Source organism: Microbacterium marinum, assembly GCF_014204835.1.
Taxonomy (GTDB): Bacteria; Actinomycetota; Actinomycetes; order Actinomycetales; family Microbacteriaceae; genus Microbacterium; species Microbacterium marinum.
Window position 1 is genome coordinate 88,622 of the sequence record NZ_JACHMD010000001.1, and the last position, 26,329, is coordinate 114,950.

At 69.8% G+C, this 26,329-nt stretch carries 21 protein-coding genes; 6 read left to right on the top strand and 15 right to left on the bottom strand.

Features of this window, described 5'->3' with window-relative positions:
• Nucleotide 1: 1 nt before the first annotated feature.
• From BKA24_RS00385 to BKA24_RS00395, 3 genes are read right to left on the bottom strand one after another with little or no spacing between them, the layout of a single operon-like run.
• Nucleotides 2-2,383 carry an ATP-binding cassette domain-containing protein gene (locus tag BKA24_RS00385; protein ID WP_184214200.1) on the bottom strand — a complete coding sequence of 794 codons (2,382 nt, stop codon included), beginning with the start codon at nucleotides 2,381-2,383 and terminating at the stop codon, nucleotides 2-4.
• A gap of 22 nt (nucleotides 2,384-2,405) precedes the next feature.
• Complete coding sequence (locus BKA24_RS00390) at nucleotides 2,406-2,984, bottom strand: DNA-3-methyladenine glycosylase I (protein WP_184214202.1); 579 nt, start codon at nucleotides 2,982-2,984, stop codon at nucleotides 2,406-2,408.
• A gap of 28 nt (nucleotides 2,985-3,012) precedes the next feature.
• The gene (locus BKA24_RS00395) at nucleotides 3,013-5,118 is read right to left on the bottom strand and encodes an acyl-CoA dehydrogenase family protein (protein WP_184214204.1); all 2,106 of its coding nucleotides are present in this window, start codon (nucleotides 5,116-5,118) and stop codon (nucleotides 3,013-3,015) included.
• 195 nt (nucleotides 5,119-5,313) lie between these two features.
• Between BKA24_RS00395 and BKA24_RS00400 the strand changes: the two genes are divergently transcribed.
• Nucleotides 5,314-6,585, top strand: a complete 1,272-nt coding sequence (locus tag BKA24_RS00400; RefSeq protein ID WP_184214207.1) for a GNAT family N-acetyltransferase — start codon at nucleotides 5,314-5,316, stop codon at nucleotides 6,583-6,585.
• A gap of 9 nt (nucleotides 6,586-6,594) precedes the next feature.
• Here the strand turns inward: BKA24_RS00400 and BKA24_RS00405 are convergent, their stop codons facing one another.
• Nucleotides 6,595-7,713, bottom strand: a complete 1,119-nt coding sequence (locus BKA24_RS00405) for an ROK family transcriptional regulator (protein WP_184214209.1) — start codon at nucleotides 7,711-7,713, stop codon at nucleotides 6,595-6,597.
• 134 nt (nucleotides 7,714-7,847) lie between these two features.
• Here BKA24_RS00405 and BKA24_RS00410 point away from each other — a divergent pair, with 134 nt between their 5' ends.
• The 4 genes from BKA24_RS00410 to BKA24_RS00425 are packed head-to-tail and all read left to right on the top strand — an operon-like array spanning nucleotide 7,848 to nucleotide 13,128.
• Nucleotides 7,848-9,974, top strand: coding sequence for an alpha-galactosidase (locus BKA24_RS00410; RefSeq protein WP_184214211.1), 2,127 nt, complete (start codon nucleotides 7,848-7,850; stop codon nucleotides 9,972-9,974).
• Between the two features lie 31 nt (nucleotides 9,975-10,005).
• A complete protein-coding gene (locus BKA24_RS00415) occupies nucleotides 10,006-11,292 on the top strand; it encodes an ABC transporter substrate-binding protein (RefSeq protein WP_184214213.1) in 1,287 nt (428 codons plus the stop codon).
• Between the two features lies 1 nt (nucleotide 11,293).
• Entirely contained in the window at nucleotides 11,294-12,214 is a 921-nt protein-coding gene (locus BKA24_RS00420; RefSeq protein ID WP_184214215.1) for a carbohydrate ABC transporter permease, read from the top strand.
• Nucleotides 12,214-13,128: a carbohydrate ABC transporter permease gene (locus BKA24_RS00425; RefSeq protein WP_184214217.1), complete on the top strand. Its 915-nt coding sequence runs from the start codon at nucleotides 12,214-12,216 to the stop codon at nucleotides 13,126-13,128. The genes BKA24_RS00420 and BKA24_RS00425 overlap by 1 nt, the downstream gene beginning before the upstream one ends.
• Before the next feature lie 248 nt (nucleotides 13,129-13,376).
• Here BKA24_RS00425 and recQ read toward each other — a convergent pair whose 3' ends face one another.
• The 3 genes from recQ to BKA24_RS00440 are packed head-to-tail and all read right to left on the bottom strand — an operon-like array spanning nucleotide 13,377 to nucleotide 16,236.
• The gene (gene recQ, locus BKA24_RS00430; RefSeq protein ID WP_184214219.1) at nucleotides 13,377-15,482 is read right to left on the bottom strand and encodes a DNA helicase RecQ; all 2,106 of its coding nucleotides are present in this window, start codon (nucleotides 15,480-15,482) and stop codon (nucleotides 13,377-13,379) included.
• 39 nt (nucleotides 15,483-15,521) lie between these two features.
• Nucleotides 15,522-16,007, bottom strand: a complete 486-nt coding sequence (locus BKA24_RS00435) for a GNAT family N-acetyltransferase (RefSeq protein ID WP_184214221.1) — start codon at nucleotides 16,005-16,007, stop codon at nucleotides 15,522-15,524.
• 37 nt (nucleotides 16,008-16,044) lie between these two features.
• Complete coding sequence (locus BKA24_RS00440; protein ID WP_184214223.1) at nucleotides 16,045-16,236, bottom strand: type II toxin-antitoxin system VapC family toxin; 192 nt, start codon at nucleotides 16,234-16,236, stop codon at nucleotides 16,045-16,047.
• Nucleotides 16,237-16,298: 62 nt separating this feature from the next.
• Between BKA24_RS00440 and BKA24_RS00445 the strand changes: the two genes are divergently transcribed.
• Nucleotides 16,299-16,784, top strand: coding sequence for a DUF4262 domain-containing protein (locus BKA24_RS00445; RefSeq protein WP_184214225.1), 486 nt, complete (start codon nucleotides 16,299-16,301; stop codon nucleotides 16,782-16,784).
• 4 nt (nucleotides 16,785-16,788) lie between these two features.
• Here the strand turns inward: BKA24_RS00445 and BKA24_RS00450 are convergent, their stop codons facing one another.
• The 8 genes from BKA24_RS00450 to BKA24_RS00485 all read right to left on the bottom strand — a co-directional run bounded on the left by BKA24_RS00450 (nucleotide 16,789) and on the right by BKA24_RS00485 (nucleotide 26,278).
• Nucleotides 16,789-17,325 (bottom strand): DUF1697 domain-containing protein, encoded by a 537-nt coding sequence (locus BKA24_RS00450; protein ID WP_184214227.1) that lies wholly within the window; start codon nucleotides 17,323-17,325, stop codon nucleotides 16,789-16,791.
• A gap of 36 nt (nucleotides 17,326-17,361) precedes the next feature.
• Complete coding sequence (locus BKA24_RS00455; protein WP_184214228.1) at nucleotides 17,362-19,857, bottom strand: DEAD/DEAH box helicase; 2,496 nt, start codon at nucleotides 19,855-19,857, stop codon at nucleotides 17,362-17,364.
• A 63-nt stretch (nucleotides 19,858-19,920) separates the two neighbouring features.
• Nucleotides 19,921-21,381, bottom strand: coding sequence for a sodium:solute symporter family transporter (locus tag BKA24_RS00460; protein WP_184214230.1), 1,461 nt, complete (start codon nucleotides 21,379-21,381; stop codon nucleotides 19,921-19,923).
• The gene (locus BKA24_RS00465) at nucleotides 21,378-21,767 is read right to left on the bottom strand and encodes a heavy metal transporter (RefSeq protein WP_184214232.1); all 390 of its coding nucleotides are present in this window, start codon (nucleotides 21,765-21,767) and stop codon (nucleotides 21,378-21,380) included. Before BKA24_RS00465 ends, BKA24_RS00460 begins: the two co-directional genes overlap by 4 nt.
• A complete protein-coding gene (locus BKA24_RS00470; protein WP_184214234.1) occupies nucleotides 21,764-22,477 on the bottom strand; it encodes a LytR/AlgR family response regulator transcription factor in 714 nt (237 codons plus the stop codon). Before BKA24_RS00470 ends, BKA24_RS00465 begins: the two co-directional genes overlap by 4 nt.
• A 9-nt stretch (nucleotides 22,478-22,486) precedes the next feature.
• A complete protein-coding gene (locus BKA24_RS00475) occupies nucleotides 22,487-23,668 on the bottom strand; it encodes a sensor histidine kinase (protein ID WP_184214236.1) in 1,182 nt (393 codons plus the stop codon).
• Nucleotides 23,669-23,690: 22 nt separating this feature from the next.
• Complete coding sequence (locus BKA24_RS15445; RefSeq protein ID WP_281385758.1) at nucleotides 23,691-23,897, bottom strand: YbdD/YjiX family protein; 207 nt, start codon at nucleotides 23,895-23,897, stop codon at nucleotides 23,691-23,693.
• Between the two features lie 101 nt (nucleotides 23,898-23,998).
• Complete coding sequence (locus BKA24_RS00485) at nucleotides 23,999-26,278, bottom strand: carbon starvation CstA family protein (protein WP_184214240.1); 2,280 nt, start codon at nucleotides 26,276-26,278, stop codon at nucleotides 23,999-24,001.
• Nucleotides 26,279-26,329 lie beyond the last annotated feature (51 nt).

The window sequence follows — 26,329 nt, forward strand, 5'->3', positions numbered from 1 at the left end:
TTCAGCCGGCGACGTAACGCGCCAAATGCTCGCCGGTCAGGGTGCTCGGCTGCGCGATCAGGTCGGCCGGAGTCCCCTCGAAGACGACCCGGCCACCGTCGCGTCCGGCACCGGGTCCGAGATCGATGATCCAGTCGGCATGCGCCATCACCGCCTGGTGGTGCTCGATGACGATGACCGAGTTCCCGGCATCCACGAGACGATCGAGCAGCGCGAGGAGGTTGTCGACGTCGGCGAGGTGGAGTCCGGTGCTCGGTTCGTCGAGGACGTACACCGCCCCCTTCTTCGCCATCGCGATCGCGAGCTTCAGCCGCTGCCGCTCGCCTCCGGAGAGGGTGTTCAGCGCCTGGCCGAGCGTGATGTAACCGAGCCCGACGTCCTTCATCCGGCCGAGGGTGGTCTTGGCGGTGCCGGTCGTGAACTCGTGCGCTTCGTCGACCGGCATCGCGAGGACCTCGGCGATGTTCTTGCCGTCGAGCAGGTACTCGAGGACGGCATCGCTGAACCCGGAGCCGTCGCACACCTCGCAACGGGTCTCGACGCTCTGCGTGAAGCCGAGGTTCGTGATGATGACGCCGAGCCCCTTGCACGCGACGCACGCGCCCTCCGAGTTCGCGCTGAACAGTGACGCCTTCACGCCGTTCGCTTTCGCGAACGCGGTGCGGATCGTGTCGAGGATGCCGGTGTACGTGGCCGGGCTGGACCGACGCGACCCCTTGATCGCGGACTGATCGACGACCACCACATCGTCGAACGCGGGCACGTTGCCGTGGATCAGCGAGGACTTGCCCGACCCTGCCACTCCGGTGACGACGGTGAGGACCCCGAGCGGGATGTCGACGTCGACCCCGGTGAGGTTGTGCTGGCGGGCACCGCGGATCTGCAGTGCGCCGGTCGCGGTGCGGGTGGTCGCCTTGAGGCGGGCCCGGTGATCGAGGTGACGACCGGTGAGCGTATCGGAGGCCCGCAGACCGGCGACATCGCCCTCGAACATGATCTCGCCGCCGTTCGACCCGGCGCGCGGCCCCAGATCGACCACATGGTCGGCGATGGCGATCACCTCGGGCTTGTGCTCGACGACGAGCACGGTGTTGCCCTTGTCGCGCAGAAGCAGGAGGAGGTCGTTCATCCGCTGGATGTCGTGCGGGTGCAGCCCGGCCGTGGGCTCATCGAACACGTAGGTCACGTCGGTGAGCGCCGACCCGAGGTGGCGGATCATCTTCGTCCGCTGCGCCTCGCCGCCCGACAGGGTGCCCGACGAGCGATCGAGCGACAGGTACCCGAGCCCGATGTCGATGAACGACCCGATCGTCGTCTTCAGACCCGACAGCAGAGGTCCGACCGAGGCGGCATCCACCGTCTCGAGCCAGGCCGCGAGATCGGTGATCTGCATCGCGGCCACGTCGGCGATGCTGACGCCGGCGATCTTCGATGAGCGCGCGCCGTCGTTCAGCCGAGTGCCCTCGCACGCCGGGCATGGCAGGAACTTCACGGCCCGGTCCACGAAGGCCCGGATGTGCGGCTGGAGGGCGTCGCGGTCCTTCTGAAGGAAGGACTTCGTGATCTTGGGTACCAGGCCCTCGTAGGTCATGTTCATGTTCTGGAGCTTCACCTTCGTGGGCTCCTTGTACAGGAAGTCGGCGAGCTCGTCGTCGCTGTAGTCGGCGATCGGCTTGTTCGCGTCGACGAATCCCGATTCGGTGAAGATGCGCACCATCCACCCGTCGACGTTGTAGCCGGGAACGGTGATCGCCCCCTCGGCGAGAGACTTCGAACGGTCGAAGAGCTCGTCGAGATCGACGTCGCTGACCTCTCCCAGCCCTTCGCACGCGGGGCACATGCCACCGGTGATCTCGAAGGTGCGGTGCTCGCGCGTGCCCTTCTTGTCGCCGACCTTGATGGTGACCGCCCCCGAACCCGAGACCGACGGCACGTTGAACGAGAAGGCCTGCGGCGACCCCACGTGCGGCTCGCCGAGCCGGCTGAACAACAGGCGCAGCATCGCGTGCGCGTCGGTCACCGTCCCCACCGTGGATCGGGCGTTCGCCCCCAGGCGTTCCTGGTCGACGATGATCGCGGGGCTGATGTTCTCGAGCCCGTCCACCTCGGGCCGGCTGAGCTGCCCCATGAACTGCTGCACGAAGGTCGGATAGGTCTCGTTGATGAGGCGCTGCGACTCCGTGGCGATCGTTCCGAACACGAGCGACGACTTGCCTGAGCCGCTGACCCCGGTGAAGACCGTGAGCCGGCGCTTGGGGATCTCGACGTCGATGCCCTTGAGGTTGTTCTCCCGGGCGCCGATGACGCGGATGACGTCGTGCGCGTCGGCGACGTGTTCCGCCTGCTCGAGGGAGCCGATCCCGGTGATCTCGTTGCGGGTCATGTACCCGTCCTTCCGCCGCGGCTCAGTCTGTCGCATCCGTCGCGCGATGACACCCGACGACGTGATCGTCGACCATGCCGCTCGACTGCATGAGGGCGTACATCGTCGTCGATCCCACGAACCGGAACCCCGCCTTACGCAGGGCCTTGGACATCGCATCGGATGCCGCGGTCGTCGCGGGCACCTCGGCGAGCGAGGTGGGCCTCGGTCCGGGCTCGGGTGCGAACGACCACATGAGTGTGTCGAGCTCGCCCGTCGCCATCGTCGTCACGAGTCGCGCGTTGCCGATCGTCGCCAGGATCTTCGCGCGGTTGCGGATGATGCCGGCATCCCCCATCAGACGCTCCACGTCGGCCTCGTCGAAGCGCGCGACCGCCTCGGGCTCGAAGCCGGCGAAGACCTCGCGGAAGCGGGGCCGCTTGCGGAGGATCGTGATCCAGGACAGCCCTGCCTGGAACCCCTCGAGGCTCATCTTCTCGAAGAGCGCGCGGTCCCCATGCAGCGGCCGGCCCCACTCCTCGTCGTGATAACGACGGTATTCGGCATCGTCGCCCACCCAGGCGCAGCGGGAAAGGCCGTCGGGCCCGAGGATCAGACTCACTCGCTCAGGCTACCGACGGCCTCCGACATCACTTCTTCTTCAGCGACTTCTCCGGGACGGGTGCGTCTCCGCTGGCGGCGAGGTCCGCGTAGTACTGCCGGGCCTCGTCCTGCCGGTTCTGCTCCACGCCCGACGCGATCGGCGCGCGAACATGCTCGGGCTCGAGACCGAACGCGTCGACGAGGTCCTGCGCATGCGGGCGCAGGCGCGCGCACAGGCGGTCGACGTACTTCGAGACGGCGGCGGCGCGCTGGGTCGACAGGCGCCCGTTGATGAGGTGCCACGCGAGGTGCTTCTCGATCAGGTGCAGACCGAACAGGTCGCGCAGCCAGGTGAGCACCTGCCGGGTGTCGTCGTTCTCGGTCGCCTTCACCGCGTCGGAGAACGCCTCCCACTGCAGGAGCTCGCCGTGAGCGCGGGCCGCCTCGATCAGCTCCGCCTGGTGCAGGTTGAAGAGCGCAGCCGCCTCCTCACGGGGGAGCTTGGACGCCGGACGGAGTGCCCCCGCCACGTCGGCGATCATCTGCTCGACGCGGTCCGAGAGCAGCTCGTGCTGCTGCTCGGCGCGGAGGCCGAGCTCCACCGAGCGAGCCGTGGAGCCGAAGTCGGCGACCGTCTGCCCGAGGCTGCGCAGCCCCGCACCGTGGAAGACCTTGCCCGCGGTCTGACGAGCGGCGAACTTCGCGAGCTTCGCGGCATCCGCCCCCTTGAACTGCGCCGCGAAGTCGGCGAGCAGGCGCTTGCCGACGAGCTGCAGGAGCACGTTGTTGTCGCCTTCGAAGGTGACGTAGACGTCGAGGTCGGAACGCAGTCCGACGAGGCGGTTCTCGGCCATGAAGCCGGATCCGCCGCACGCTTCCCGCGCCTCCTGCAGCGTGCTCAGCGCGTTCCAGGTGCTGAGCGGCTTGAGCGCGGCGGCGAGGGTCTCGAGGTCTTCGCGCTCGGCCGGGGTGTCGTGCGTTCCGCCGAAGACGCCGTCGAACTTCTGGAGCAGCTCGTCGTGGGCGAAGAACTGCGCGTAGTTCTGCGCGAGCAGGGGCAGCAGGCGGCGCTGGTGCTTGCCGTAGTCGAGGAGGACGACCTCATCGGTTCCCGCGCCGGAGTCGAACTGGCGGCGCTGGTTGCCGTAGGTGATGGCGACGTGCAGCGCGAGCGACGACGCGATCGTCGCGGCCCCGTCGAGCGAGACGCGACCCTGCACGAGCGCCCCCAGCATCGTGAAGAAGCGACGGCCGGTGCTCTCGATGGGGCTCGAGTAGGTGCCGTCCGCCGCCACATCGCCGTAGCGGTTGAGCAGGTTGGTGCGCGGAACGCGTACGTGATCGAACGCGAGTCGGCCGTTGTCGATGCCGTTGAGCCCGCCCTTCACGCCGTCGTCCTCGCTCTGCACTCCCGGCAGCAGCTCGCCGTCGGCCGTGCGAATCGGCACGAAGAAGCAGTGCACGCCGTGGTTCACGCCGTTCGTGATGAGTTGGGCGAAGACGGTCGCCGCCTGGCCGTGGACGGCCGCGTTGCCGAGGTAGTCCTTCCACGCCGCGCGGAACGGCGTGTGGATGACGAACTCCTCCGTCTCCGGGTCGTAGGTGGCCGTCGTGCCGATGGCGGCGACGTCGGAACCGTGGCCGATCTCGGTCATGGCGAACGCCCCGGGAAGCTTCGCGTCGCGGATGTCGGCGACCCACCGGTCGTGGTGCGTCTTGGTTCCGAGCTGGAGGACGGCGGAGCCGAACAGACCCCACTGCACGCCCGACTTGATCTGCATGCTCGGGTCGGCCAGCACCAACTCCTCGAAGCCGGCGAGATTGGCGCCGTTGTCGCCCAGGCCGCCGTACTCCGGCGGCAGGGCACGCGAGGAGCCGCCGTTCTGCGCCAGCAGTCGCACCTGCCCCATCACGCGCTCCCGGTGCTCGGCGACGGACTGGCCGTCGATGCGCCAGTAGGCGGGGTCCTTGATGAGCTCGCGAACGGTGAGGCGGGTGTCGCCCCACGTGCCGCGCAGCATCGCGGCGACGGCATCGATGTCGATGCGCGGCTCACCGGCCTCGTCGGGGGTGTGCGGTGCGGTGGGCGCGCCGCCGGCGGGTGTGCGGCGGTTGGTGGCGGGGGTGTTCGAGCGGACGACGGTGTCGGTCATCACTGGCCTTTCCGAGAGCGGCGGGACAGGGAAGTTCGCATCCAACGGTAGGAGTCCTCCAACAGAGCACCAACACGGTTGTGCAGGAGGGACAAGCACTGCGGGCGACGCCGCCCCGGGTGGTTGTGCACGGCCTACACCGGATGCCGGTGTCGCAGGTTCGCGGCATCCTGAGCATGCGAGGACGGAGCGCGGATGACGGTCACGATCGAGCCGTGGGGCGAGCAGGATCTGCCCCTGCTGGAACGGATGAACACGCCCGAGATGACGGCCCATCTCGGCGGCCCCGAGTCGGCCGAGGATCTCGAACGCCGCCAGGCGCGCTACCTCCGCGTGGCGAGCACGGGCGGGCGGATGTTCCGCATCGAGGTCGACGGCGAGCCCGCCGGCGGCATCGGCTATTGGGAGTCAGACGAGGACGGCACCCCCGCGTACGAGGCGGGGTGGAGCGTCGTGCCGGAGCATCAGGGAGCCGGTGTCGCGGGCGCCGCGCTGCGACTGCTCATCGCCGAGGTTCGTCGAGACGGACGACGCGCGCTGCTCACCGCGTACCCGGGAGTCGACAACGCGGCATCCAACGCCCTGTGCGCACGAGCAGGCTTCGACGTGCGTGGCGAGGGCCGCGAACCGTGGCGGGGCGGCGAGCTGCACTTCCGCGTCTGGGCGCTCGATCTCTCCCCACTCGACCTCACCGGGCGGGTGGCCACCGTGGACGAACGCTTCGATTCCGACACGCTCTCCCCCGATCGGTGGTGGCCGTTCTATACGCCGCACTGGTCGTCGCGCGAGCGCACGGCCGCCCGGTACGAGGTCGGCGACGGCCTCCTCCTCCGCATCGACGAGGACACGCCGCCGTGGGCGCCCGAGTGGGACGGCGACGTGCGCGTCTCTCATCTGCAGACCGGTCAGGTCTCGGGGGACGTCGGCACCTCCGAAGGCCAGCACCGGTTCCGCGACGGGCTCGTCGTCCGCGAAGCCCAGCCCGAGCGCCGGCTCTGGCTGCCGCACTTCGGCGTCATCGAGGTGCGGATGTCGGCGGTGTGGCATCCCGACGCCATGGTCGCGTTCTGGCCGATCGGCGTCGAGGACGCACCGGAGGACTCCGGCGAGATCTGCATCGCGGAGATCTTCGGCTCGGAGATGAGCGACGACGGCGGCTGGGTCGGCGTCGGCGTGAAACCCCAGAACGATCCACGGCTGCGCGATGCGTTCGAGAAGGGCTGGTCGTTCGAGAAGGTGTGGGTCGACGGCGACCTCACTCAGCCGCACGACTACGCGGTCGAGTGGGCGCCCGAGCGGTTGCGCTTCTTCGTCGACGGACGCTGGGTGAAGACGGTGGCAGCGGCGATCGACTACCCGGTGCAGCTGATGCTCGACCTGTACGAGCTGCCCGACCCGTCGTCTCCCCGCGACACCGATGCGCTCCCGCACGTGATGCGCGTCGAACGCGTGCGCACCTTCGCCTGACGGCGCCGCTCAGCCACGGCCGGATCGCATCCGCTCCATGGACGCCTGAATGGCGACGGCCGCGGCGCCTCGAGCCCAGGCGCGGAAGCCCGAGTCGTCGACGTGGATGTCGAGCGGCTGCGCCTGCGGGTCGCGGCCCGCGGCGATCGCCGCCCGCACGCGGTCCTGCACGACGCCGAACAGCGCGATCCCCTCCCCTGCCAACACGATCGACGACTGCAGGCTGAGGTTGGCGGCCAGGGCGATCAAGGTGCCGAGCGCGCTGCCGGCGGCTCCGACGATGGTGCGGACGGCTGGATCGTCGGATGCCGCGAGGCGCAGCGTCTCGTCGTAGTCCACCGTTCGCCCCAGGGCGGCCGACACCTGGGCCGTGATCGATCCCGACGACAGCATGGCCTGTGCGCAGCCGCGGTGCCCGTCCGAGCAGACCGGGCCGTACGGGTCGAGCGGGATGTGGCCTCCGGTGCCGGTGGTCGCGTCGGGGGTGCGGACCACCTCGCCGGCAACGACGAGGCCGTAGCCGACGCCCGCCCCGATCGTCACGGTCGCGAATCCCTCGAGCCCGCGGCCCGCACCGAACCAGCGCTCGGCCTCGGCGAGCGCGACCACGTCGTTCTCCACGTGGACCGGAACGCCGAGCGCCGTCTCGAGCGCGTTTCGGACGTCGACGTCCCGCCAGTCGAGGAACGGCGCGAAGACCGCGACGCCGTCGTGCACGACGCCGCCGAGGCTCACCCCGACCGCGACGAGGTCGTCGAGAGCCAAGGCGGTGACGGCGGCGACCACTGCGCCGAGAACGGCGGCGGGTGCCCGGTCGTCGAGCGCCCGCTCTTCGACGGCGAGGGTTCCGGCGCGGATGTCGGTGCCGACGGCGATCACGGCGTCGCCGGTGATCTTCACTCCGGCGAAGGTGCCCAGTCCGGGAGCGATATCGAGCGGCCGGGACGGGCGACCGACCGAGCCGTCGGCGACCTCTTCCCGCTCCACCAGGAGCCCGCTCTCCAGCAGGGGCTTCGCGAGCCGGGTCAGGCTGGCGGGCGACAGACCCAGACGCCGCGTCAGATCGCTGCGCGAAACCGGTCCATGGATGAGGACGGCGCGCGCCAGTGCGGCTTCGCTCTCGCTCATGACACCCCCACCGTCGGGACTCGGTTGGTTTCATCCTGGCATGAATCCTCCGCGCTCATGCCAGCACGTGCCGATCGGGAGGGCGAGCTAGGGGCCTCTTGACGTCGGAATAGTTTCTCGATAGAACTAATCCCATGCTCGAACCCGACGATGTCGTCCACCTCCGCCGCGGCGGCACCAGCCTCCTGCTCGACCTCGGCGACACCGTCCCCGCCATCGCGCACTGGGGCGAAGACCTCGGCGCTGCACCCGATGAGACCCTCCGCTCGCTCGCCGTCGCGTCGAGACTGCAGCGCGTCTCGGGCGGGCTCGACCAGACCGCGCGCCTCGGCGTGCTGACCACCGGGGCGTCCGGGTGGCTCGGCACCCCCTCGTTCGAGGGTCACCGCGACGGTCGTGACATCAGCGCCCTCTTCACCCTCGACCGCGTCGAGACCTCGGCACACGCCGCCGCGCTGGAGTTCACCGACGCGGAGATGCAGCTGAGCGCCCGAGTCGAACTGTCGGTGGGGGCCACCGGACTGGTTCGCACCCTCATCACGGTGCGCAACGACGGCGACACCGACTACACCGTGCAGGCCCTGCAGCCCACCCTCCCCCTGCCCTGGGATGCCACGGAGATCCTCGACACGACCGGACGGCACCTGCGCGAGCGCTCCGCCCAGCGCCACGAGCTCACGTTCGGCACGCACCTGCGCGAGTCCCGCCGCGGCCGGCCCGGTGCCGACGCGACGCTCCTGCTGGCCGCCGGCGTGCCCGGCTTCGGGTTCGAACGAGGCCGCGTCCACGGCATCCACCTCGCCTGGAGCGGGAACGCCCGCACCTTCGCGGAACGGACCCCCACCGGCGAGGCGTTCCTGGGCGCAGGTGAGCTGTACCTGCCCGGCGAGATCCGCCTCGCGCCCGGCGAGGAGATCGCCTCACCCGAGGTGCTCGGCTCGTGGGGCGACGGACTCGACGCCCTCGCCGCCCGCTTCCACGACGAGTGGCGCGCCCGCCCGCAGCACCCGCGCCGGCCGCGTCCGATCACGCTGAACACCTGGGAAGCCGTCTACTTCGACCACCGCCTGCCCAAGCTGATCGCTCTCGCCGACGCCGCCGCCGAGATCGGCGTCGAACGGTATGTCCTCGACGACGGCTGGTTCCGCCACCGCCGCGACGACACCGCCGGGCTCGGAGACTGGTACGTCGACGACACCGTCTGGCCTGAGGGCCTCCACCCGATAGCAGACCACGTCGTCGCGAAGGGGATGGAGTTCGGGCTCTGGTTCGAGCCCGAGATGGTCAACCCTGACAGCGACCTCGCCCGCTCGCACCCCGACTGGCTCCTCCACGGCCGCACCCAGCTCCCGCCGTCGGCACGTCAGCAGCAGGTGCTCAACCTCGCCCACCCCGAGGCGTACGCCTACATCCTCGAGGTGATCTCGGCGATCCTCGCCGAATACCCCATCTCGTACATCAAGTGGGACCACAACCGCGACCTCGTCGACGCCGCGTCCGGCCCCGGCGGCGCGGGCCAGGTCCACGCGCAGACCCTCGCCGTCTACCGCCTCATCGACGAGCTCAAGGCAGCCCACCCGGGACTCGAGATCGAGAGCTGCGCGTCGGGCGGCGCCCGTGTCGACCTCGGCATCCTGGGCCGCACCGACCGCATCTGGACCAGCGACTGCCTCGATCCCGTCGAGCGCCTCGAGAACCAGCGCTACACCGCGCTCGTCGTGCCGCCCGAGATGATGGGCATGCACCTCACAACCCCGCACGTGCACTCGACGGGTCGCACGGTCTCGCTCACCCTCAGCGGCGCCGTCGCGCTGTTCGGCCACTTCGGCATCGAGTGGGACGTGACGACGCTCTCCGACACGGATGCCGCCGTCGTCGGCGACTGGGTCGCCCTCGCCAAGCGCGTGCGCCCCCTCGTCGCAACGGGCCGCGTCGTGAACGTGGACGTGGCCGACCCCGGACTCGACGTGCGCGGCGTGGTCGCTGCGGACGCGGCATCCGCGTTCTTCACGATCGCGCAGACGCAGACCCTCATCTCGTCGCCGGCGGGACGGGTGCGGCTGCCGGGGCTCGACCCCGAGCGCACCTACCGCGTCCGCGTGGCGACGCCCGGAGGCATCGTGCAGACCCCTGCGCAGTCGCCGCTCGTGTGGGCGCATCACGACACCGTCCTCACCGGACGTCAGCTCGCCCTCGTCGGCGTCCGGCCGCCCGTGCAGAACCCGCAGCAAGCCACCGTCATCGAGATCACAGCCGCGTAGCCCGCGGCATCCGCGCAAGGAGGCGCTTCCCATGAGATCCAGACCCATCCGCACCGCCGTCGCGGGCATCGTCATCGCCGGGTTCGCCCTCGGCATGGGGGGCTGCTCCGCCGACGCCGGCTCCGGAAAGACCCGGCTCGACTTCTTCCAGTTCAAAGGCGAAGCGCTCGAGGACTTCAACGAGATCATCGCGGCGTTCGAAGCGGACAACCCCGACATCGACGTGGTGCAGAACCAGGTCGCCGATTCGGAGACCCTCATCCGCACCCTCCTCGTGAAGGACCGGACGCCGGACGTGATCACCCTGAACGCGAACGGCAACTTCGGCAAGCTGGCCGAGGCGGGCGTCTTCTACGACTTCACCGACGAGCCGGTGCTGGGCACCATCAATCCCGGCGTCCAGGACATTCTGGCCGACCTCGGCACCCACAACGGCGAGGTCAACAGCCTCGGCTACGTCAACAACGCGAACGGGATCATCTACAACCGCGCGATCTTCGAAGAGGAGGGCCTCGAGGTCCCCGAGACGTGGGACGAGCTCATCGCCCTCTGCGACACCCTCGTCGACCGCGGGATCACCCCCTTCGCGACGTCGCTCGCCGAGAACTGGACGGCCATGCCCTCGTGGAACGGCATCGGCGCCTACTACGCGCAGGACGGGTTCTTCGATGAGATGCGCGCCGAGGGTGACACCGTCGGCGAGGGTTCCGGCGCCTCGTTCGAGGCGGACTTCCCCGAAGCGATGCAGCGCCAGGCGCAGCTCTTCGAGTACTCGCAGGACGGATACCGCGGCGCGTCGTACGACGACAGCACGTCACTGTTCGCGAACGGCGAGGCGGCCATGATGCTCCAGGGCATCTGGGCGCTCAGCCCCGTGAAAGCGGTCAACCCCGACATCGACGCGGCGATCTTCCCCTACCCCGTCCCCGAAGACCCCACCGACCGGATGCTCGTCTCCGGCGTCGACGTCACGGTGACGATGGCCCGGGAGACCCCGCACAAAGAGGAAGCGCTCCGCTTCATCGAGTACCTCTTCCGTCCCGACGTGATCGAGGAGTTCGCGGCATCCCAGACCATGGTGCCCTCGGTGACCGAGGCCGAGCTCAGCGACGATCCCGCCCTGCAGTCGATCGCACCGTACTTCGACGACGCCAAGATCACCGGGTTCATCGACCACCAGGTCCCCACCGCCATCCCCCTCACCGGCGTCGTGCAGCAGTTCCTCTACGACGGCGACACCGACGGGGCCCTCGGCACCCTCGACAACGAGTGGCGCAAGGTCGCCGCCCGGACGATCACTCCGAAGCAGGAGGACTGAGATGGCCACCGTCACCACCGCCGACACCCGTCGCCCCGACGCCACCGCGGCCCCGCGGAAACGGTCGAAGCTCGCCCCCCGCGCCTACTACTGGTTCGTGTGGCCGGCCGTCCTCGCGTTCGCCGCGTTCCACACCGTGCCGGTGATCATCGGCGTCTTCTTCAGCTTCACCAACTACGCCGGCTACGGCACCTGGGACTTCGTGGGGATCGCGAACTACGCGAACATCTTCCGCGACGACCGCGTGCTGCAGGCCTACGGGTTCTCGTTCCTGTTCGCCATCGTCGCGACGGTGCTGACGAACGCGATCTCGCTCGCGATCGCGATGGGGCTCAACGCGAAGATCCGCGCACGCAACTTCTGGCGCGGCGTCTACTTCGTCCCGTACATCCTCGCCGTGCTCGTCGTCGGATACGTGTTCCAGTTCCTGTTCTCGAACTCGCTGCCGAAGATCCTCTCCGGCATCCCCCTGTTCGCCGACAACATCCTCACGAACCCCGACTGGGCGTGGACGGCGGTCGTCGTGCTCGCCGTCTGGCAGGCGTGCGCGTTCTCGATCATCATCTACCTCGCCGGTCTCCAGACCATCCCGGCGGACATCTATGAGGCGGCATCCATCGACGGGGCGACCCCCGCACGGCAGTTCCGCTCGATCACCTTCCCCCTCATCAGCGCCTTCTTCACCATCAACGTGGTGCTGAGCCTGAAGGGATTCCTGCAGGTGTTCGACCCGATCATCGCCCTGACCAACGGCGGACCGGGCACCTCGACCGAATCGGTCACGATGCTCATCTTCCGCGGCGGCTTCACCGGCGGCGAGTTCGCCTACCAGACGGCCAACGCGGTGATCTTCTTCATCGTGATCACGATCGTCTCGCTCCTCCAATTCCGGGTCCTTCAGCGCAGAGAGGCCGACTTCTGATGTCCAGCTCCACCACCACCCCCGTCGAGGCGGGGCCCGCCACCACCGCGGTCGTCGTCCCGCGCCGTCGCCTCCGCGGCGGCGACCCCTCCGACACCCGCCGCACGAACTGGTGGGCGACCGCGCTCATCGCGGTGTGCTCGCTCACCGTGATCATCCCGCTCTACCTCGCCGTCGCCGTCGCCCTGAAGACGCCTGCGCAACTGGCATCCGGCACCGGGTTCGAGCTCCCCTGGCCGATCAACTGGGAGAACTTCGCGGTCGCGTGGGAGCGCACGTCCTTCCCGCAGGCGCTCCTGAACACGGCGATCATCACCGTCGGCTCCGTCGTCTTCACGCTGTTCACGAGCTCGCTCGTCGCCTACGCGTTGGCGCGGAACCTGCACCGCCCGTTCTTCAAGGGCGTGTTCTACTACCTGCTCGCGGCGCTGTTCATTCCGTTCCCGATCATCATGCTGCCGCTCGTGAAGCAGACCTCGCTGCTGGGGCTGGACAACCCCGCCGGAATGATCGTGCTGTACACGATCTACGGGCTGAGCCTGAACATCTTCATCTACACCGCGTTCATCCGCTCGATCCCCATTGAGCTCGAGGAAGCGGCGCGCATGGATGGCGCCTCGACCTGGCGCGTCTTCCGGCAGATCGTGTTCCCGCTGCTCATGCCGATGAACGCGACGGTCGGCATCCTCACCTGCGTGTGGGCGTGGAACGACTTCATCATGCCGCTCGTCGTGCTGACCGAGCCGTCGGACCGCACGCTGTCGCTCGCGCAGTACGTGTTCCAGGGGCAGTACAACACCGACTACACCGTCGCGTTCGCCTCGTACCTCATGGCGATGGCGCCGCTCCTGATCGTCTACATCTTCTCCCAGCGCTGGGTGATCTCCGGCGTGATGCGGGGGTCGATCAAGTAGGGGCCTCGGCGCCCGTCGGGCGTCGAGGTCGGGGCGGGTGTCGCGGGTTCGCGGCATCCGCCCTGTTGGGCTTGGTGCGGGTTCAGGTGGCAGCTCGTGTCGCTTCGGGCGCGAGGAAGCGGCGTGTCCTGCCACCTGAAGCGGGCCGCCTCAGCGCGGCGCGCGCGCCTGGCTGCGCTCAAGGTGGCAGCTCTTGTCGCTTCGGGCGCGAGGAAGCGGCGTGTCCTGCCACCTGAAGCGGGGGCGCGTCAGGCGCCGGCGATGACGGCGACGACGGCCTCGCCGTAGGCCTCGCGCTTCTTGGCGCCGATGCCCGTGATGCCGTCGAGGTCTCCCACCGACCGCGGCCGGTGCTCGGCGAGCGCCCGCAGGGTCGCGTCGCCGAAGACGATGTACGCCGGCACCCCCTGCTCCTTGGCCTGGCCCGCGCGCCACGTGCGCAGCGCCTCGAACAGGTCGCGGTCGCCTTCGGGCACGGCATCCGAGCTGGACTGCCGCTTCGCGCGCGCGGAACCGCCGCCCGAGCGACCGAGCACGTCGCGCCGCAACGGCACCGCCTCTTCTCCGCGCAGCACGGCGGCGCCGCTCTCGCCGACGGCGAGCACCCCGTACTCGCCCTGTGCGACGAGGATGCCGCGCGCGAGGAGCTGCCGCACGACGGAACGCCAGTCCTGCTCGGAAAGGTCGTTCCCGATGCCGTAGGTCGAGAGCTTGTCGTGCCCCTGCTGGCGGATGCGCTCGGTCGAGCCGCCGCGGAGGATGTCGATGAGATGCCCCGCACCGAACGCCTGACCCCGCTCGCGCTGGAGGCGCACGATGGTCGACAGCAGCTTCTGCGCGGCGACCTGACCGTCCCACGTGTCGGGCTGGGTGAGGCACGTATCGCAGTTGCCGCACGCGTCGGAGGACTGCCCGAAGTAGTTCAGGAGGTTCTGACGACGGCACGCGACGGTCTCGCAGAGCGCGAGCATCGCATCGAGGTGCTGCCCCATGCGCATCTTGTAGGTGCGGTCGCCGGGCGACTGCTCGATGAGGCGTCGCTGCTGGACCACATCGCCCAGGCCGTACGCCATCCACGCCGTCGCGGGCTCGCCGTCGCGGCCCGCGCGACCGGTCTCCTGGTAGTAGCCCTCGACCGACTTCGGCAGGTCGATGTGGGCGACGAAGCGGACGTCGGGTTTGTCGATGCCCATGCCGAACGCGATCGTCGCGACCATCACGACGCCGTCCTCGCGGAGGAAGCGGGACTGGTGACGGGCACGCATGCCGGCGTCGAGACCCGCGTGGTACGGCAGCGCGTCGAGGCCCTGCGAGCGCAGGTACTCGGCGGTCTGCTCGACCGACTTGCGGCTGAGTGCGTAGACGATGCCGGCCGAGCCCTCGGGCTGGCTGCGCACGAACTGCACCAGCTGGCGCCGCACGTCGACCTTCGGCTCGATGCGGTACTGGATGTTCGGGCGATCGAAGCTCGCGACGAAGTGGCGGGCGTCGCCGAGGTGCAGCCGCTCGGTGAGCTCGGTGTGGGTCGCGCGGGTCGCGGTGGCGGTGAGCGCCATGCGCGGGACGCCCGGGAACCGCTCGCCGAGGTCGCCGAGCGCGAGGTAGTCGGGTCGGAAGTCGTGGCCCCACTGCGACACGCAGTGGGCCTCGTCGATCGCGATGACGCTGAGCTGCGCGCGCTGGAGCAGCGCGGTCGTGGCCGGCACCGAAAGCCGCTCCGGCGCGACGTAGATGAGGTCGAGCTCGCCGTCGAGGAGGGCCTGTTCGACACCCGCGCGCTCGGCAGGACTCTGCGTGGAGTTGAGGAAGGCGGCGCGCACACCGTTGGCGATGAGCGCGTCGACCTGGTCGTGCATGAGCGCGATCAGCGGCGAGATCACGAGGCCCGTGCCGGGACGCACGAGCGCCGGTACCTGGTAGGTGATCGACTTGCCGCCACCGGTGGGCATGAGCACGACTGCGTCGCCTCCGGCGATCACGTGCGAGACGATGTCGGCCTGGTCGCCGCGGAACGCGGGATAGCCGAACACGTCCGCGAGCACGGCGACCGGATCGTCGCCGACGTGGTCGCGCCGTTCGAGCCGCAGCACGGATGCCGGTGCCGCGGGCACCCGCGGAGGGGCGGTGCGGGCCGCGGCGCCTCGAGGGGCACCCGCGCCCTGGAACTGGTCTCTGCCGGATGCCGGCGACCCGGCATCCGGTGCAGAACGCGTCGCGCGCGCGACGGCGGCACCGTAATCGTCGTACCGCGGATCGGGCGGGGGCGGCGCGTCGAAGTCTTCGGGCGGGACGAGGTCGTCGGGATCCCACGAGAGATCGGCGTAGGGGTCACCGTTCCAGCCGCCGTCACTCACCCGATCCACGATAGCCGCGGGCGCCGACACCCGCCGCGGTCAGCGGACCATGCGGAGGTCGGTGATGGCGGGCGCGCCGGGGTCGAGCTGTTCCACGCCGTCGAAGGCGAAGCCGTTGCGCCGGTAGAACGCGATCGCGCGGGGGTTCTGCTTCGCGACCCACAGGAGGGCCGGAGCATCACCGAGAACGGCCTCGAGCAGGGCTTGCCCGGCACCGGTCCCGTGGGCGGATGCCGCGACGTAGATGAAGTACAGCTGGCGGTCACGCGGGGGGTCGTCGCCCTGCGGTGGCCCGGACATCGCGAGACCGACGAGCACGCCGTCCACCTCCGCGAGCCGCACCGTGAGGTCCTCGCGCGCGTCTCCGGTGAGGCGCGCCCACATCTCGTGCCGGCCCCGAATGAAGGCCTCGTCGAAGTACCCCTCCGGCAGGAGATGGGTGTACGTCTCGCGCCAGGTCTGCACGTGCAGGTCGGCGAGCGCCGTGGCATCCGCAGAAGACGGCGTGCGGATCGTCAGGGCCATGCCCCGAGCCTCACATGTCGGCGCGCTTCAGCGCCACTCAGCCCAGTGCGGACGCGATGTCGGTGTGCGCGAAGCCGTCGCCGACGTAGAGGAGCGGCTCGCGTCTCTCGGCCGCGAGAGCGTATGAGATGCAGTCGCCGAAGTTGAGCTTGGCGGGATGACCCGAGCCTCGACCGAAGTCTCGGAAGGCCCGTCGCGCGGTACGCACCTGCTCGTCGGTGACCGACACCACCTCGGGGTCTGTCGGAGCTCGGCTGTACGCTCCAGATACTCGGGTTCAAGGAGGTCCAGATGCTCAGCCCACAGGAAGAAGCCTGGCTCGATCAGGAGGACGCGCACACCGCCGAGATCATCCGGCAGCATGGCGTCTACATTCAGTCCGTCGGCGGCGACCCTTCAACGAAGGAGGCGCCATTCGCGTACACCGTCGGACTCTTCGGCACCCACCATCCGGAGCTCGCGATCGTCGGCCTCAGCACTGGCAACGCCGGTGCCGTGCTGAACGATGTCGCCGCCCGCGTCCGCGCGGGTGAGGTTCTCGTTGCGGGAATGGTGCTCGGCTTCGGGACCGACTGGCCGCACCGCGTCCTCGTCGAGGACGTACCGAACCCCGGGGAGATCGCGTTCGCGGCGAACCGCTATTACCAGCGCCCGAACGAGGCCTCCGTCCCGCTGCTGCAACTCACCTACGACGACCGAGATGGCCGGTTCCCCACCGACGACGGCTACAGCAACCCAGACTGGGTGCAGCCGCGACCCGGCGACTGGCGGGGCTGAGAGCTCAGCACCACTTCGCCGCGAGGGTGCGGACGACGTTGGCGTTGCGATTCGTGGCGACGCCGAGCAGGTTCGCGGCGGCGAGGGGGTCGATCTGGCCGTCCTGATAGCCGGGGCGCAGCAGCGCGTGCGCGGCCCGCCCGCGCACGATCATGCGACCGCGTTCGTCGGCACGCGCTTCGACCTCCGCGACACGGTCGGCGTCGAGCGGCTCCTTGAGGAGGTACACGTAGTGGCGCGCGAGGCCCGGATGCTCGTCATCGAGCCGGGCGGTGTCGGCTGCGACCTGCACGAACTCGGCTGCCGAGAAGGCGATCGTCGGCACCTCGAACCCGCGGTCGCGCGCGAAGGCCCGTTCGAGCGCCACCTCGATCTTCGGCCGCGAGCGCATGCGCGTGCCGAAGCGGACGTTCCCGGTGTTCAGGTGCGTCTCGATCTCGTCGAAGCCGATCTCGCCGACGACCCGATGGATGTCGGCTTTCGGGAAGACGCGCTTGGGCCCCAGGTTGATCGCCCGGAGGAACGCGAGGTGCACCGCCATCAGGCGGACCGGGTGACGACGGGCATGCGGTGAAGGCTAGCCCAGCCGCACGACCTCCGACACCCTCACGACGGCGATGCCCTCTTCCACGGATGCCGCGAGGTCGACCTCCGCCCGGATGCGCCAGTCGTGGTCGCCGGCCGGGTCGTCGATGATCTGCTCGACGCGCCAGACGCCGGTCTCCGACTCGTCGATGACGCAGAGCGACGGCGAGCGCGCCGGCCCACCGGTGAGGATCTCGTCGTGGTCGTCGTAGTACGCGTCGAGCGCGGCCGGCCAGTCGACGGCGGGGTCGAGCGCCTCGAGCGCATCGTCGTCCTGCAGCGCCGCGAGCTGCACCCGGCGGAACAGCTCGTTGCGCACCAGCACGACGAAGGCGCGGCGATTCGTGAGGATCGACGGGGGCGCGGGCGGGACGATCGCGGCATCCGGCTCATCCGTCGGGTTCACAAGCGCCTGCCACTCATCGACAAGGCTGGAGTCGACCTGGCGGACCAGCTCGCCGAGCCACTCGATGAGGTCGAGCAGGTCGTCGGTGCGGGCCTCGGCGGGCACCGTCTGCCGGATCGCACGGTACGCGTCGGACAGGTACCGCAGCACGAGCCCTTCACTCCGGCCGAGCTCGTAGAACGACACGAACTCGCCGAACGTCATCGCCCGCTCGAACATGTCGCGCACCACCGACTTCGGCGACAGCTCGAAGTCGCGCACCCACGGCTGACTCGACGCGAACGTCTCGTACGCCTGCGCGAGCAGCTCGTCGAGCGGTTTCGGCCACGTGACCTCTTCGAGCAGCGCCATCCGCTCGTCGTACTCGACGCCGTCGCGCTTCATCGCCGCGACCGCCTCGCCCCGCGCCTTGTACTGCTGCTGCGCGAGGATCGCCCGCGGGTCGTCGAGCGTCGACTCGATGACGCTGACGACGTCGAGCGCGTAGTGCGAGGTTCCGGTCTCGGCGTCGTCGGGCGAGAGCAGGTCGATCGCGGCGAGCGCGAACGGCGACAGCGGCTGATTCAACGCGAAGTTCGGCTGCAAGTCGACGGTGAGGTGGATGCCGGTGGCATCCGCCACCACGATCTCGGCGACCACCAGGGTGCGGAACAGCGCGATCGCGCGCCGCGCCAGCTCGTACTGCCGCGCGCGGGGCTCGTGGTTGTCGAAGACCAGCGAGCGGACGTTCGCGAAGACGTCGCCGCCGCGTCCGATCACGTTGATGAGCATCGCCGCCGTGGGCTGCAGCTGAGGCGACAGCGGTTCGGGCTCAGCCGCGACGAGCCGCTCGAACGAGCCCTCACCCCAGTTCACGACGCCCGTCGGCGCCTTCTTTCGGACGATCTTCTTCCGCTTCGCGGCGTCGTCGCCGGCCTTGGCGAGGGCGACCGCGTTCTCGATCTCCCACTCGGGCGCCATCACGACGACGCTGCCGTGCGTGTCGAATCCGGCGCGGCCCGCGCGACCGGCGATCTGATGGAACTCGCGCGCCGACACCTGCCGCATCTTCGTGCCGTCGTACTTCGACAGCGCGGTGATCAGCACCGTGCGGATCGGGACGTTGATGCCGACGCCCAGGGTGTCGGTGCCGCAGATGACGCGGAGGAGGCCGCGCTGCGCGAGCGTCTCGACGAGCCGGCGGTAACGCGGCAGCATCCCGGCGTGATGGACGCCGATACCCGCGCGCACGAGTCGGGAGAGGGTCTTGCCGAAGCCGGTCGTGAAGCGGAACCCGCCGACCGCCGCGGCGATCTCGTCGCGCTGCTCGCGCGTGGTGATCTTCACACTCGACAGCGCCTGTGCGCGCTCGAGGGCGGCGGCCTGCGAGAAGTGGACGATGTAGACCGGTGCTTCGCCGTTCTCGAGCAGCCCCTCCAGCACTTCGTGCACCGGCCGGCGCGCGTACGAGAAGTCGAGCGGAACGGGACGCTCCGCTCCGGCGACGAGCGACACCGGCCGCCCCGTGCGCCGCTCGAGATCGGCCGAGATCGCCGACACGTCGCCGAGCGTGGCCGACATCAGCAGGAACTGCGCCTTCGGCAGCATGAGCAGCGGCACCTGCCACGCCCAGCCGCGATCGGGATCGCCGTAGTAGTGGAACTCGTCCATCACGACCTGGTCGACCGCCGCGTCCTGCCCGAGACGGAGCGCCGTGTTCGCGAGGATCTCGGCGGTGCAGCAGATGATCGGGGCGTCGGGGTTCACCGACGAATCGCCGGTCACCATGCCCACGGCATCCGGCCCGAAGATGTCGACGAGGGCGAAGAACTTCTCGCTCACGAGGGCCTTGATCGGCGCCGTGTAGTACGTGCGCCCGCCGCGGGCGAGGGATGCCGCGTGCGCCGCGACCGCGACGAGCGACTTGCCCGTGCCGGTCGGCGTGGCGAGGATCACGTGCGAGCCCGAGACGAGTTCGATGATCGCCTCGTCCTGCGCGGGGTAGAGCTCGATGCCCCGGCCGGTGCTCCACTCGAGGAACGCCTCGTAGACGGCATCCGGTGTCGACCCCGCCGGGATCCGGTCCCTCAGCGTGACGGTCATCCCTCGAGTCTGCCTCATGCGGGCCCCTGCCCGAGTCTCGCCGGGGCGGGGGCGAGCGACGGCTCAGCCCCGTTCGGGGGTGTGGAGCCGGGCGAGGTAGGGGCCGGTGCGGGTGGGTGGGCCGGAGCGGTCGGTCAGCGAGACGAGCACGGTGACGGCCGTGGCGAGCGGGATCGTCCAGGCCGCGGGCTGCTCGAGCAGGGGTGCGGCGGCGCCGACGCCGCCGACGGCAGCGTGCACGAGCAGGGCGAGTCCGCACGAGACCGCGCCGGTGACCATGCCGGTCACCGCTCCGCGGGCGGTGAGTCGCCGCCACCACACCGCGAGCAGGAGCACGGGCGACAGGCTCGACGCGGCGAAGAGGAAGACCAGGCCGACGGATGCCACGAGCCCGGCCGGCACGGTCAGGAGCGCGATCCCGAGGGGCACCGCCGCACACACGAGCGCCGACACCCGGAACGAGCGCACTGATCCGGAGAAGACGTCCTGGCTGATGACCCCCGCCAGCGACACCGTCAGGCCGGCCGACGTCGCGAGGAACGCGGCGAACGCGCCGGCGACGACGAGCGCGGTGAGGACCTCGCCGACGAGTCCGGGGAAGACGCGCGCGGGCAGGACGAGGGCGACGGTGTCGGCGACACCCGGGGAGGCGAGGTCGGGCGCCACCACGCGGGCGAGCAGTCCGATCACGCTCGAGACGGCGTAGAAGGCGCTCACCATGACGATGACGAGAACGGTCGTCCGCCGCGCCGAGCCCCCGGTCGGGCTCGTGTAGAACCGCACGAGCACGTGCGGCAGCCCCATCGTGCCGAGCAGCAGGGCCAGCAGCAGCGATCCCGACGAATAGGCGTCGATCGCAGACGGCCCGGCCTCGGCGGGGAACACGACCGCCGGGTCGATCTCCTGCGCGCCGCCGTTCACGGCGAACACGATGAGGATGGCGGGCACCAGCAGCGCGGTGAGCTTCAGCCAGTACTGGAACGCCTGCACATACGTGATCGCGCGCATGCCTCCCGCCGCAGCCGCGGCGGCGACCAGCACCGCCACGAGCACGGCCCCCACCCACGGCGGGATGTCGGCGACCACCTGCAGCGTGATGCCCGCACCGTGCAGCTGCGGCACGATGTACAGCCACCCGATGAGCAGGCACGCCGCGCTCGTGATGCGCCGCGCTCGACGGGATTCGAGCCGCGCCTCGATGAAGTCGGGGATCGTGTACGCCCCGCTCCGCCGCAACGGCGCGGCGATGAACAGGAGCACGAGGAGGTAGCCGGCGGCGTACCCGATCGGAAACCAGAACCCCTCCGACCCGCCCAGCAGCACGAGCCCCGACAGCCCGAGGAACGTTCCGGCCGAGAGGTACTCGCCGCTGATGGCGGAGGCGTTCCACAGCGGACGGACGGTGCGGGATGCCACGAAGAAGTCGCTCGTGGTGCGCGAGACCCTCAGCCCGTAGATCCCGATGAGGGCGGTCGCGACGATGACGAAGGCGACGGCGACGAGGTCGAGGAGAACGTTATTCACTCCTGCTCCCGCAACGCCCGGTAGCGGCGCTCGTTGCGGGCTGCGCCGTGCAGATAGAGGAGCGCGAAGCCGGCGATGACCGGGTACAGCCCGAACGCGTGCAGCAGCCACGACACCGGGACCCCGAGGATCACGATGTCATCGAGCTCGGGAACGAGGGTGATGAGCGAGACCATCGCGAGCATGACGGTGAGGAATCCGAGCAGGATGCCGAGCGCCAACCGCAGCTGCGATCTCTGCAGGCCCCGCGCGTACACGGCGTCGACGTCGTCGACCGGTGCCCCGGGCAGCGCGATCCCCCGCGTCGGTGCACCCGGGCGTGAGGTGCCCGCCGTGACCCGCACCCGTTCGGGGGCGCCCGCCGCCTCGTCCGGCCCCGCGGTCACGGCCCGCTCCGGCGGGTGAGGCTCTCGCGCACGGACGGCAGCAGTCGCCGGCTCACCGGCAGCGCGATCTCGCCGACCCACACGGCAGGGTCCGCTCCGCCGAGGCGGATCTCGGTGACGGATGCCACGTGCACGAGGTACGACCGGTGCACGCGTACGAAGCCGGCGTCCGCCCAGCGGGTCTCGAGCTCCGAGATGGGGATCCGCACGAGACTGCCCGCGGCATCGGCATCCGTGTGGAGCCGTGTGTAATCGCCCTCGGCGCGCACCCATTTCACGTCGCTGCGGTGCACGAACCGCACGCTCGCGCCGACCGTCACCGGCAGCACCTCGTCGGCGTCGGCAGGGCGCTCGAGCTCGACCACCCGGTCGACGGCCCGGCGGAGCCGCTCGACGCGGACCGGTTTCAGCAGGTAGTCCAGCGCGCGCAGCTCGAAGGCGTCGACCGCGTGGGCGTCGTCGGCGGTCACGAACACGATCGCGGGCGGATTGGCGAGGCCCCGCAGCGCGGCGGCGAGCTCGAGTCCCGACAGGCCGGGCATGTGGATGTCGAGGAACGCGGCATCCACCGCCCGCTCGCTGAGCAGCCGGACCGCCTCCGCTCCTGATGACGCGGTGAGCACGAGGCCCACCCGCTCGTCTGCTCCCAGAAGGTGGGCGAGCTCGTCGAGTGCGGGACGCTCGTCGTCGGCGACGAGGACATCGATCATGGCTTCACCTCACCGGTCTGAATCGTGGTGGGGCTGCGACTTCGGGATTCGCATCCGCACCAGGGTACCCGCGCCCACATTCGTCTCCACGACCAGTCCCCCGTCGGGTCCGTACAGCTGGCGCAGGCGGGTGTCGACGTTCTGCAACCCGACGTGCGCGCCGTCGGAGACCCGGGTCAGCAGCGCGTGGAGCTCCTCGGGGTCGATCCCGACGCCGTCGTCTTCGACCGTGATCTCGGTGTGGGTCGCGGCATCCATCGAGGCGATCAGGATCGTCCCGCCGCGCTCCCCCGGCTCGAGACCGTGGCGGACGGCGTTCTCGACGAGCGGCTGCACCGACAGGAACGGGATCACGGTGGCGAGGGTCTCGGGCGAGATCCGCAGCGTCACGGTGAGGCGGTCGCCGAACCGGGCCCGCTCGAGTTCGAGGTAGGAGTGGATGCTGCGCAGCTCCTCGGCCAGGGTGGTGAACTCCCCCTGCCGGCGGAACGAGTAACGGGTGAAGTCGGCGAACTCCAGCACCAGCTCCCGGGCGCGAGGCGGGTCGGTGGAGATGAACGAGGCGATCGCCGTCAGCGCGTTGTAGATGAAGTGCGGCGAGATCTGCGCGCGGAGCGAGCGGAGTTCGGCCTCGGCGAGCGCTGTGCGCGAGGCGTCGAGCTCACCGATGGTCGCCTGTGCCGCGCACCAGTCCGCAAGCTCCCCCGTCGCCCGCACGAGCGCCGCGCGCACCGGCGCGGCGAACGCGACCAGCACTCCGGCGATCTCGTCGTCGACGCGGATCGGAGCGCCCACCGCCTCGAGGTCGTCACCGCCGTCGGGTCGGGGGAAGACGCGGCGACGGCCGGTGCCGCGGACCTGCGCCGCGATGCGGCGGGCCGCGGCATCCAACCCGTCGGTCTGTCCGTCGCGCGCGACGACGACGTCACCCACGACGAGCACGACGGCGCGGCTGCCGAGCACGGCCCGGAGGTGCTTCGCGCTGCGGCCGGCGTCGGCGCCGGCGAGACCGCCCCGCAGGTGCGGAGCCGCGAGGCTCGCCTGATGAAGGGCGCGGTAGGTGGCTTCCTCGGCCTCGCTGCCCAGTCCCGAGGCGCCGCGCGCGAACCTGCGGGCGAGGATCAGCAGCAGCGTCAGCACGATGCCGCCGACCCCGCCGAGCAGGGCGGCGAGGACGACGGCATCGGTCATGCGATGAGCCTAGAGCGGAGAGTCAGCAGCAGCGGGCTCCGGGGTTGCGATCCTGGTCGTCCATCTTCTGGCGCCAGAACTGTCGTTCGGTCATCGGCTCTTCGTTCGGGTGCACACGCCGGTGGTGGGCGACGTAGGTGCCATAGGCGCTGTCGCCCATGAGGTTCGTCATGTACCAGCGGACACCGCGGCCCGCCTGGACCACGAGTGCCCACCCCCGCGCGCACAACTCTTCAAACCCTGTGCGGTTCGGCTCGGTTCGGGCCGGTACGGCACCGATCGTCGACGTTCTCGAGGAGTTGTGCACGGCGGCCATGGGTGTTCCTCCGGTCAGTGCCGGTTCGCCGCGCGCTCGTCGGCGAGGATCGGCTCCCACTCCTTCTCGAGCGCACGCTCGGAGGAGGTCGTCACGAACCCGGCGGGGGCGAAGCGACGCGAAGGAGTCGGCTCGTCCTCGTTGTTGTCGCCGCCGCCGCGTCGGATCGCGGCGATGGTGACGAGGACGGATGCCACGATCACGACGATCGCGAGCACCACGAACACGATCGACAGGGTGCCCTGCACGAAGGTGTTGCGGATGACGGCGCCCATGACCTCGGGAGTCCCGAGCGTCGTGTCGCCGGATGCCAGCGCGTCGCGGTACTTGATGTGGTTCGCCCAGTAGCCGATGGCCGGGTTCGGGGAGAAGATCTTGTACCCCGAGGCCGTGATGGTCACCACTGCGGCGAATGCGAGGGGCAGCCCGATGATCCACAGCCACTTCACGTAGCTGCGGCCTCGCTTGGCCACGATCGCGAGGACCACGGCGAGCGCGATCGCGGCGAGCAGTTGGTTGGCGATGCCGAACAGCGGGAAGAACGTGTTGATGCCGCCGAGCGGGTCGGTCACGCCGAGGATGAGGATCGCTCCCCAGCCGGCGACCATGATCGCTGTCGTGATCCAGACGCCAGGACGCCACGAGACGTCACGGAACTTGGGGACCCACGCACCGATCGAGTCCTGCAGCATGAAGCGCGCGACACGGGTGCCGGCGTCGACGGCGGTGAGGATGAACAGCGCCTCGAACATGATCGCGAAGTGGTACCAGAACGCCATCATCGCGGGGCCGCCGAGGGCCTGCTGCATGATGTGCGCGAGACCCAGTGCCAGGGTCGGGGCGCCACCGGTACGCGAGACGATCGACTCCTCGCCGACCGCGGCCGCGGTGCTCGTCAGCATCTCGGGCGTGAGGTTGACCCCGGTGATGCCGAGCGAGTTCACGAAGGCGACGGCACCCTCCACGGTGCCCTGCGTGGCGGCGGCCGACGCGTTCATCGCGTAGTAGATGCCCTGGTCGATCGAGATCGCGGCGACGAGGGCCATGATCGCGACGAACGACTCCATGATCATGCCGCCGTACCCGATGAAGCGCGTCTGGCGCTCCTTCTCGACGAGCTTCGGGGTCGTGCCCGACGAGATCAGCGCGTGGAACCCGGAGAGGGCACCGCAGGCGATGGTGACGAACAGGAAGGGGAAGAGCGGCCCGGCGAACACGGGCCCGGTGCCCTCGAGTGCGAAGTCGGTCACCGCCGGCACCGTGATCTCGGGACGGACGAGCACGATCGCGCCGGCGAGCATGACGATGACGCCGATCTTCATGAAGGTCGACAGGTAGTCACGCGGAGCGAGCAGCAGCCAGACGGGGAGGATCGCGGCGATGAAGCCGTAGATGATGATGCCCCACGCGATGACCGTCCGGTCGAGGTGCAGGTACTCCTGACCCCAGGCCGTCTCGGCGACCCAGCCGCCGGCAACGATCGCGCCGATCAGCAGGATGAAGCCGATGATCGAGACCTCGGTGACCTTGCCGGGACGGAAGTACCGCAGGTACAGACCCATGAAGAGGGCGATCGGGATGGTCATCGAGACCGAGAAGATGCCCCACGGGCTCTCGCCGAGGGCGTTGACGACGACGAGCGCGAGGATCGCCACGATGATCAGCATGATCAGCAGAGATGCCACGATCGCGGCGGTGCCGCCGATCTTGCCGAGCTCCTGGCGGGCCATCTGGCCGATCGTGCGTCCGCCGCGGCGCATCGAGAAGAACAGCACGGTGTAGTCCTGCACCGCGCCGGCGAGCACGACGCCGACGATGATCCAGATCGTGCCGGGGAGGAAGCCCATCTGCGCGGCGAGCACGGGACCCACGAGCGGACCGGCGCCGGCGATGGCGGCGAAGTGGTGGCCGTAGAGGACGCGGCGGTCGGTGGGGACGTAGTCCTTGCCGTCCGACTTGACCTCGGCGGGCGTCGCGCGCCGGTCATCGGGCCGCAGAAGGTGCTTCTCGATGACCTTGGAGTAGAAGCGGTAGCCGATCAGGTAGGTCGCGACGGCCGCGAACACGAACCAGATGGCATTGACGGTCTCGCCGCGGACGATGGCGAGCATCGTCCAGCCGAGCCCGCCGAGCAGCGCGATGGCCGTCCAGATGACGATCTTCAGCGGGGTCCAGCGACCGTCCTTGGTCTTCTGTTCCTCGGTGAGGGCGACAGGGGGAAGCGACGGATCCGGTCGGACTCCGGCATCCGGGTCGAGCGTGGTGTCCTTGCCACGGCGCGACGGTGCAGACATGGTGACTCCTTCAAGCGCGTCTTTGCGTGCGCCTCAGGTTAGGAAGACGGA

Excerpts from the sequence above, each read along its gene's own strand:
- BKA24_RS00395 (WP_184214204.1), bottom strand. The coding sequence starts at position 5,118 with ATGACCGACACCGTCGTCCGCTCGAACACCCCCGCCACCAACCGCCGC.
- BKA24_RS00420 (WP_184214215.1), top strand. The coding sequence starts at position 11,294 with ATGGCCACCGTCACCACCGCCGACACCCGTCGCCCCGACGCCACCGCG.
- BKA24_RS00450 (WP_184214227.1), bottom strand. The coding sequence starts at position 17,325 with ATGGCGGTGCACCTCGCGTTCCTCCGGGCGATCAACCTGGGGCCCAAG.
- BKA24_RS00455 (WP_184214228.1), bottom strand. The coding sequence starts at position 19,857 with ATGACCGTCACGCTGAGGGACCGGATCCCGGCGGGGTCGACACCGGAT.
- BKA24_RS00405 (WP_184214209.1), bottom strand. The coding sequence starts at position 7,713 with ATGAGCGAGAGCGAAGCCGCACTGGCGCGCGCCGTCCTCATCCATGGA.
- BKA24_RS00410 (WP_184214211.1), top strand. The coding sequence starts at position 7,848 with ATGCTCGAACCCGACGATGTCGTCCACCTCCGCCGCGGCGGCACCAGC.
- BKA24_RS00435 (WP_184214221.1), bottom strand. The coding sequence starts at position 16,007 with ATGGCCCTGACGATCCGCACGCCGTCTTCTGCGGATGCCACGGCGCTC.
- BKA24_RS00485 (WP_184214240.1), bottom strand. The coding sequence starts at position 26,278 with ATGTCTGCACCGTCGCGCCGTGGCAAGGACACCACGCTCGACCCGGAT.
- BKA24_RS00445 (WP_184214225.1), top strand. The coding sequence starts at position 16,299 with ATGCTCAGCCCACAGGAAGAAGCCTGGCTCGATCAGGAGGACGCGCAC.
- BKA24_RS00385 (WP_184214200.1), bottom strand. The coding sequence starts at position 2,383 with ATGACCCGCAACGAGATCACCGGGATCGGCTCCCTCGAGCAGGCGGAA.
- BKA24_RS00400 (WP_184214207.1), top strand. The coding sequence starts at position 5,314 with ATGACGGTCACGATCGAGCCGTGGGGCGAGCAGGATCTGCCCCTGCTG.
- BKA24_RS00425 (WP_184214217.1), top strand. The coding sequence starts at position 12,214 with ATGTCCAGCTCCACCACCACCCCCGTCGAGGCGGGGCCCGCCACCACC.
- BKA24_RS00415 (WP_184214213.1), top strand. The coding sequence starts at position 10,006 with ATGAGATCCAGACCCATCCGCACCGCCGTCGCGGGCATCGTCATCGCC.
- BKA24_RS00475 (WP_184214236.1), bottom strand. The coding sequence starts at position 23,668 with ATGACCGATGCCGTCGTCCTCGCCGCCCTGCTCGGCGGGGTCGGCGGC.
- BKA24_RS00470 (WP_184214234.1), bottom strand. The coding sequence starts at position 22,477 with ATGATCGATGTCCTCGTCGCCGACGACGAGCGTCCCGCACTCGACGAG.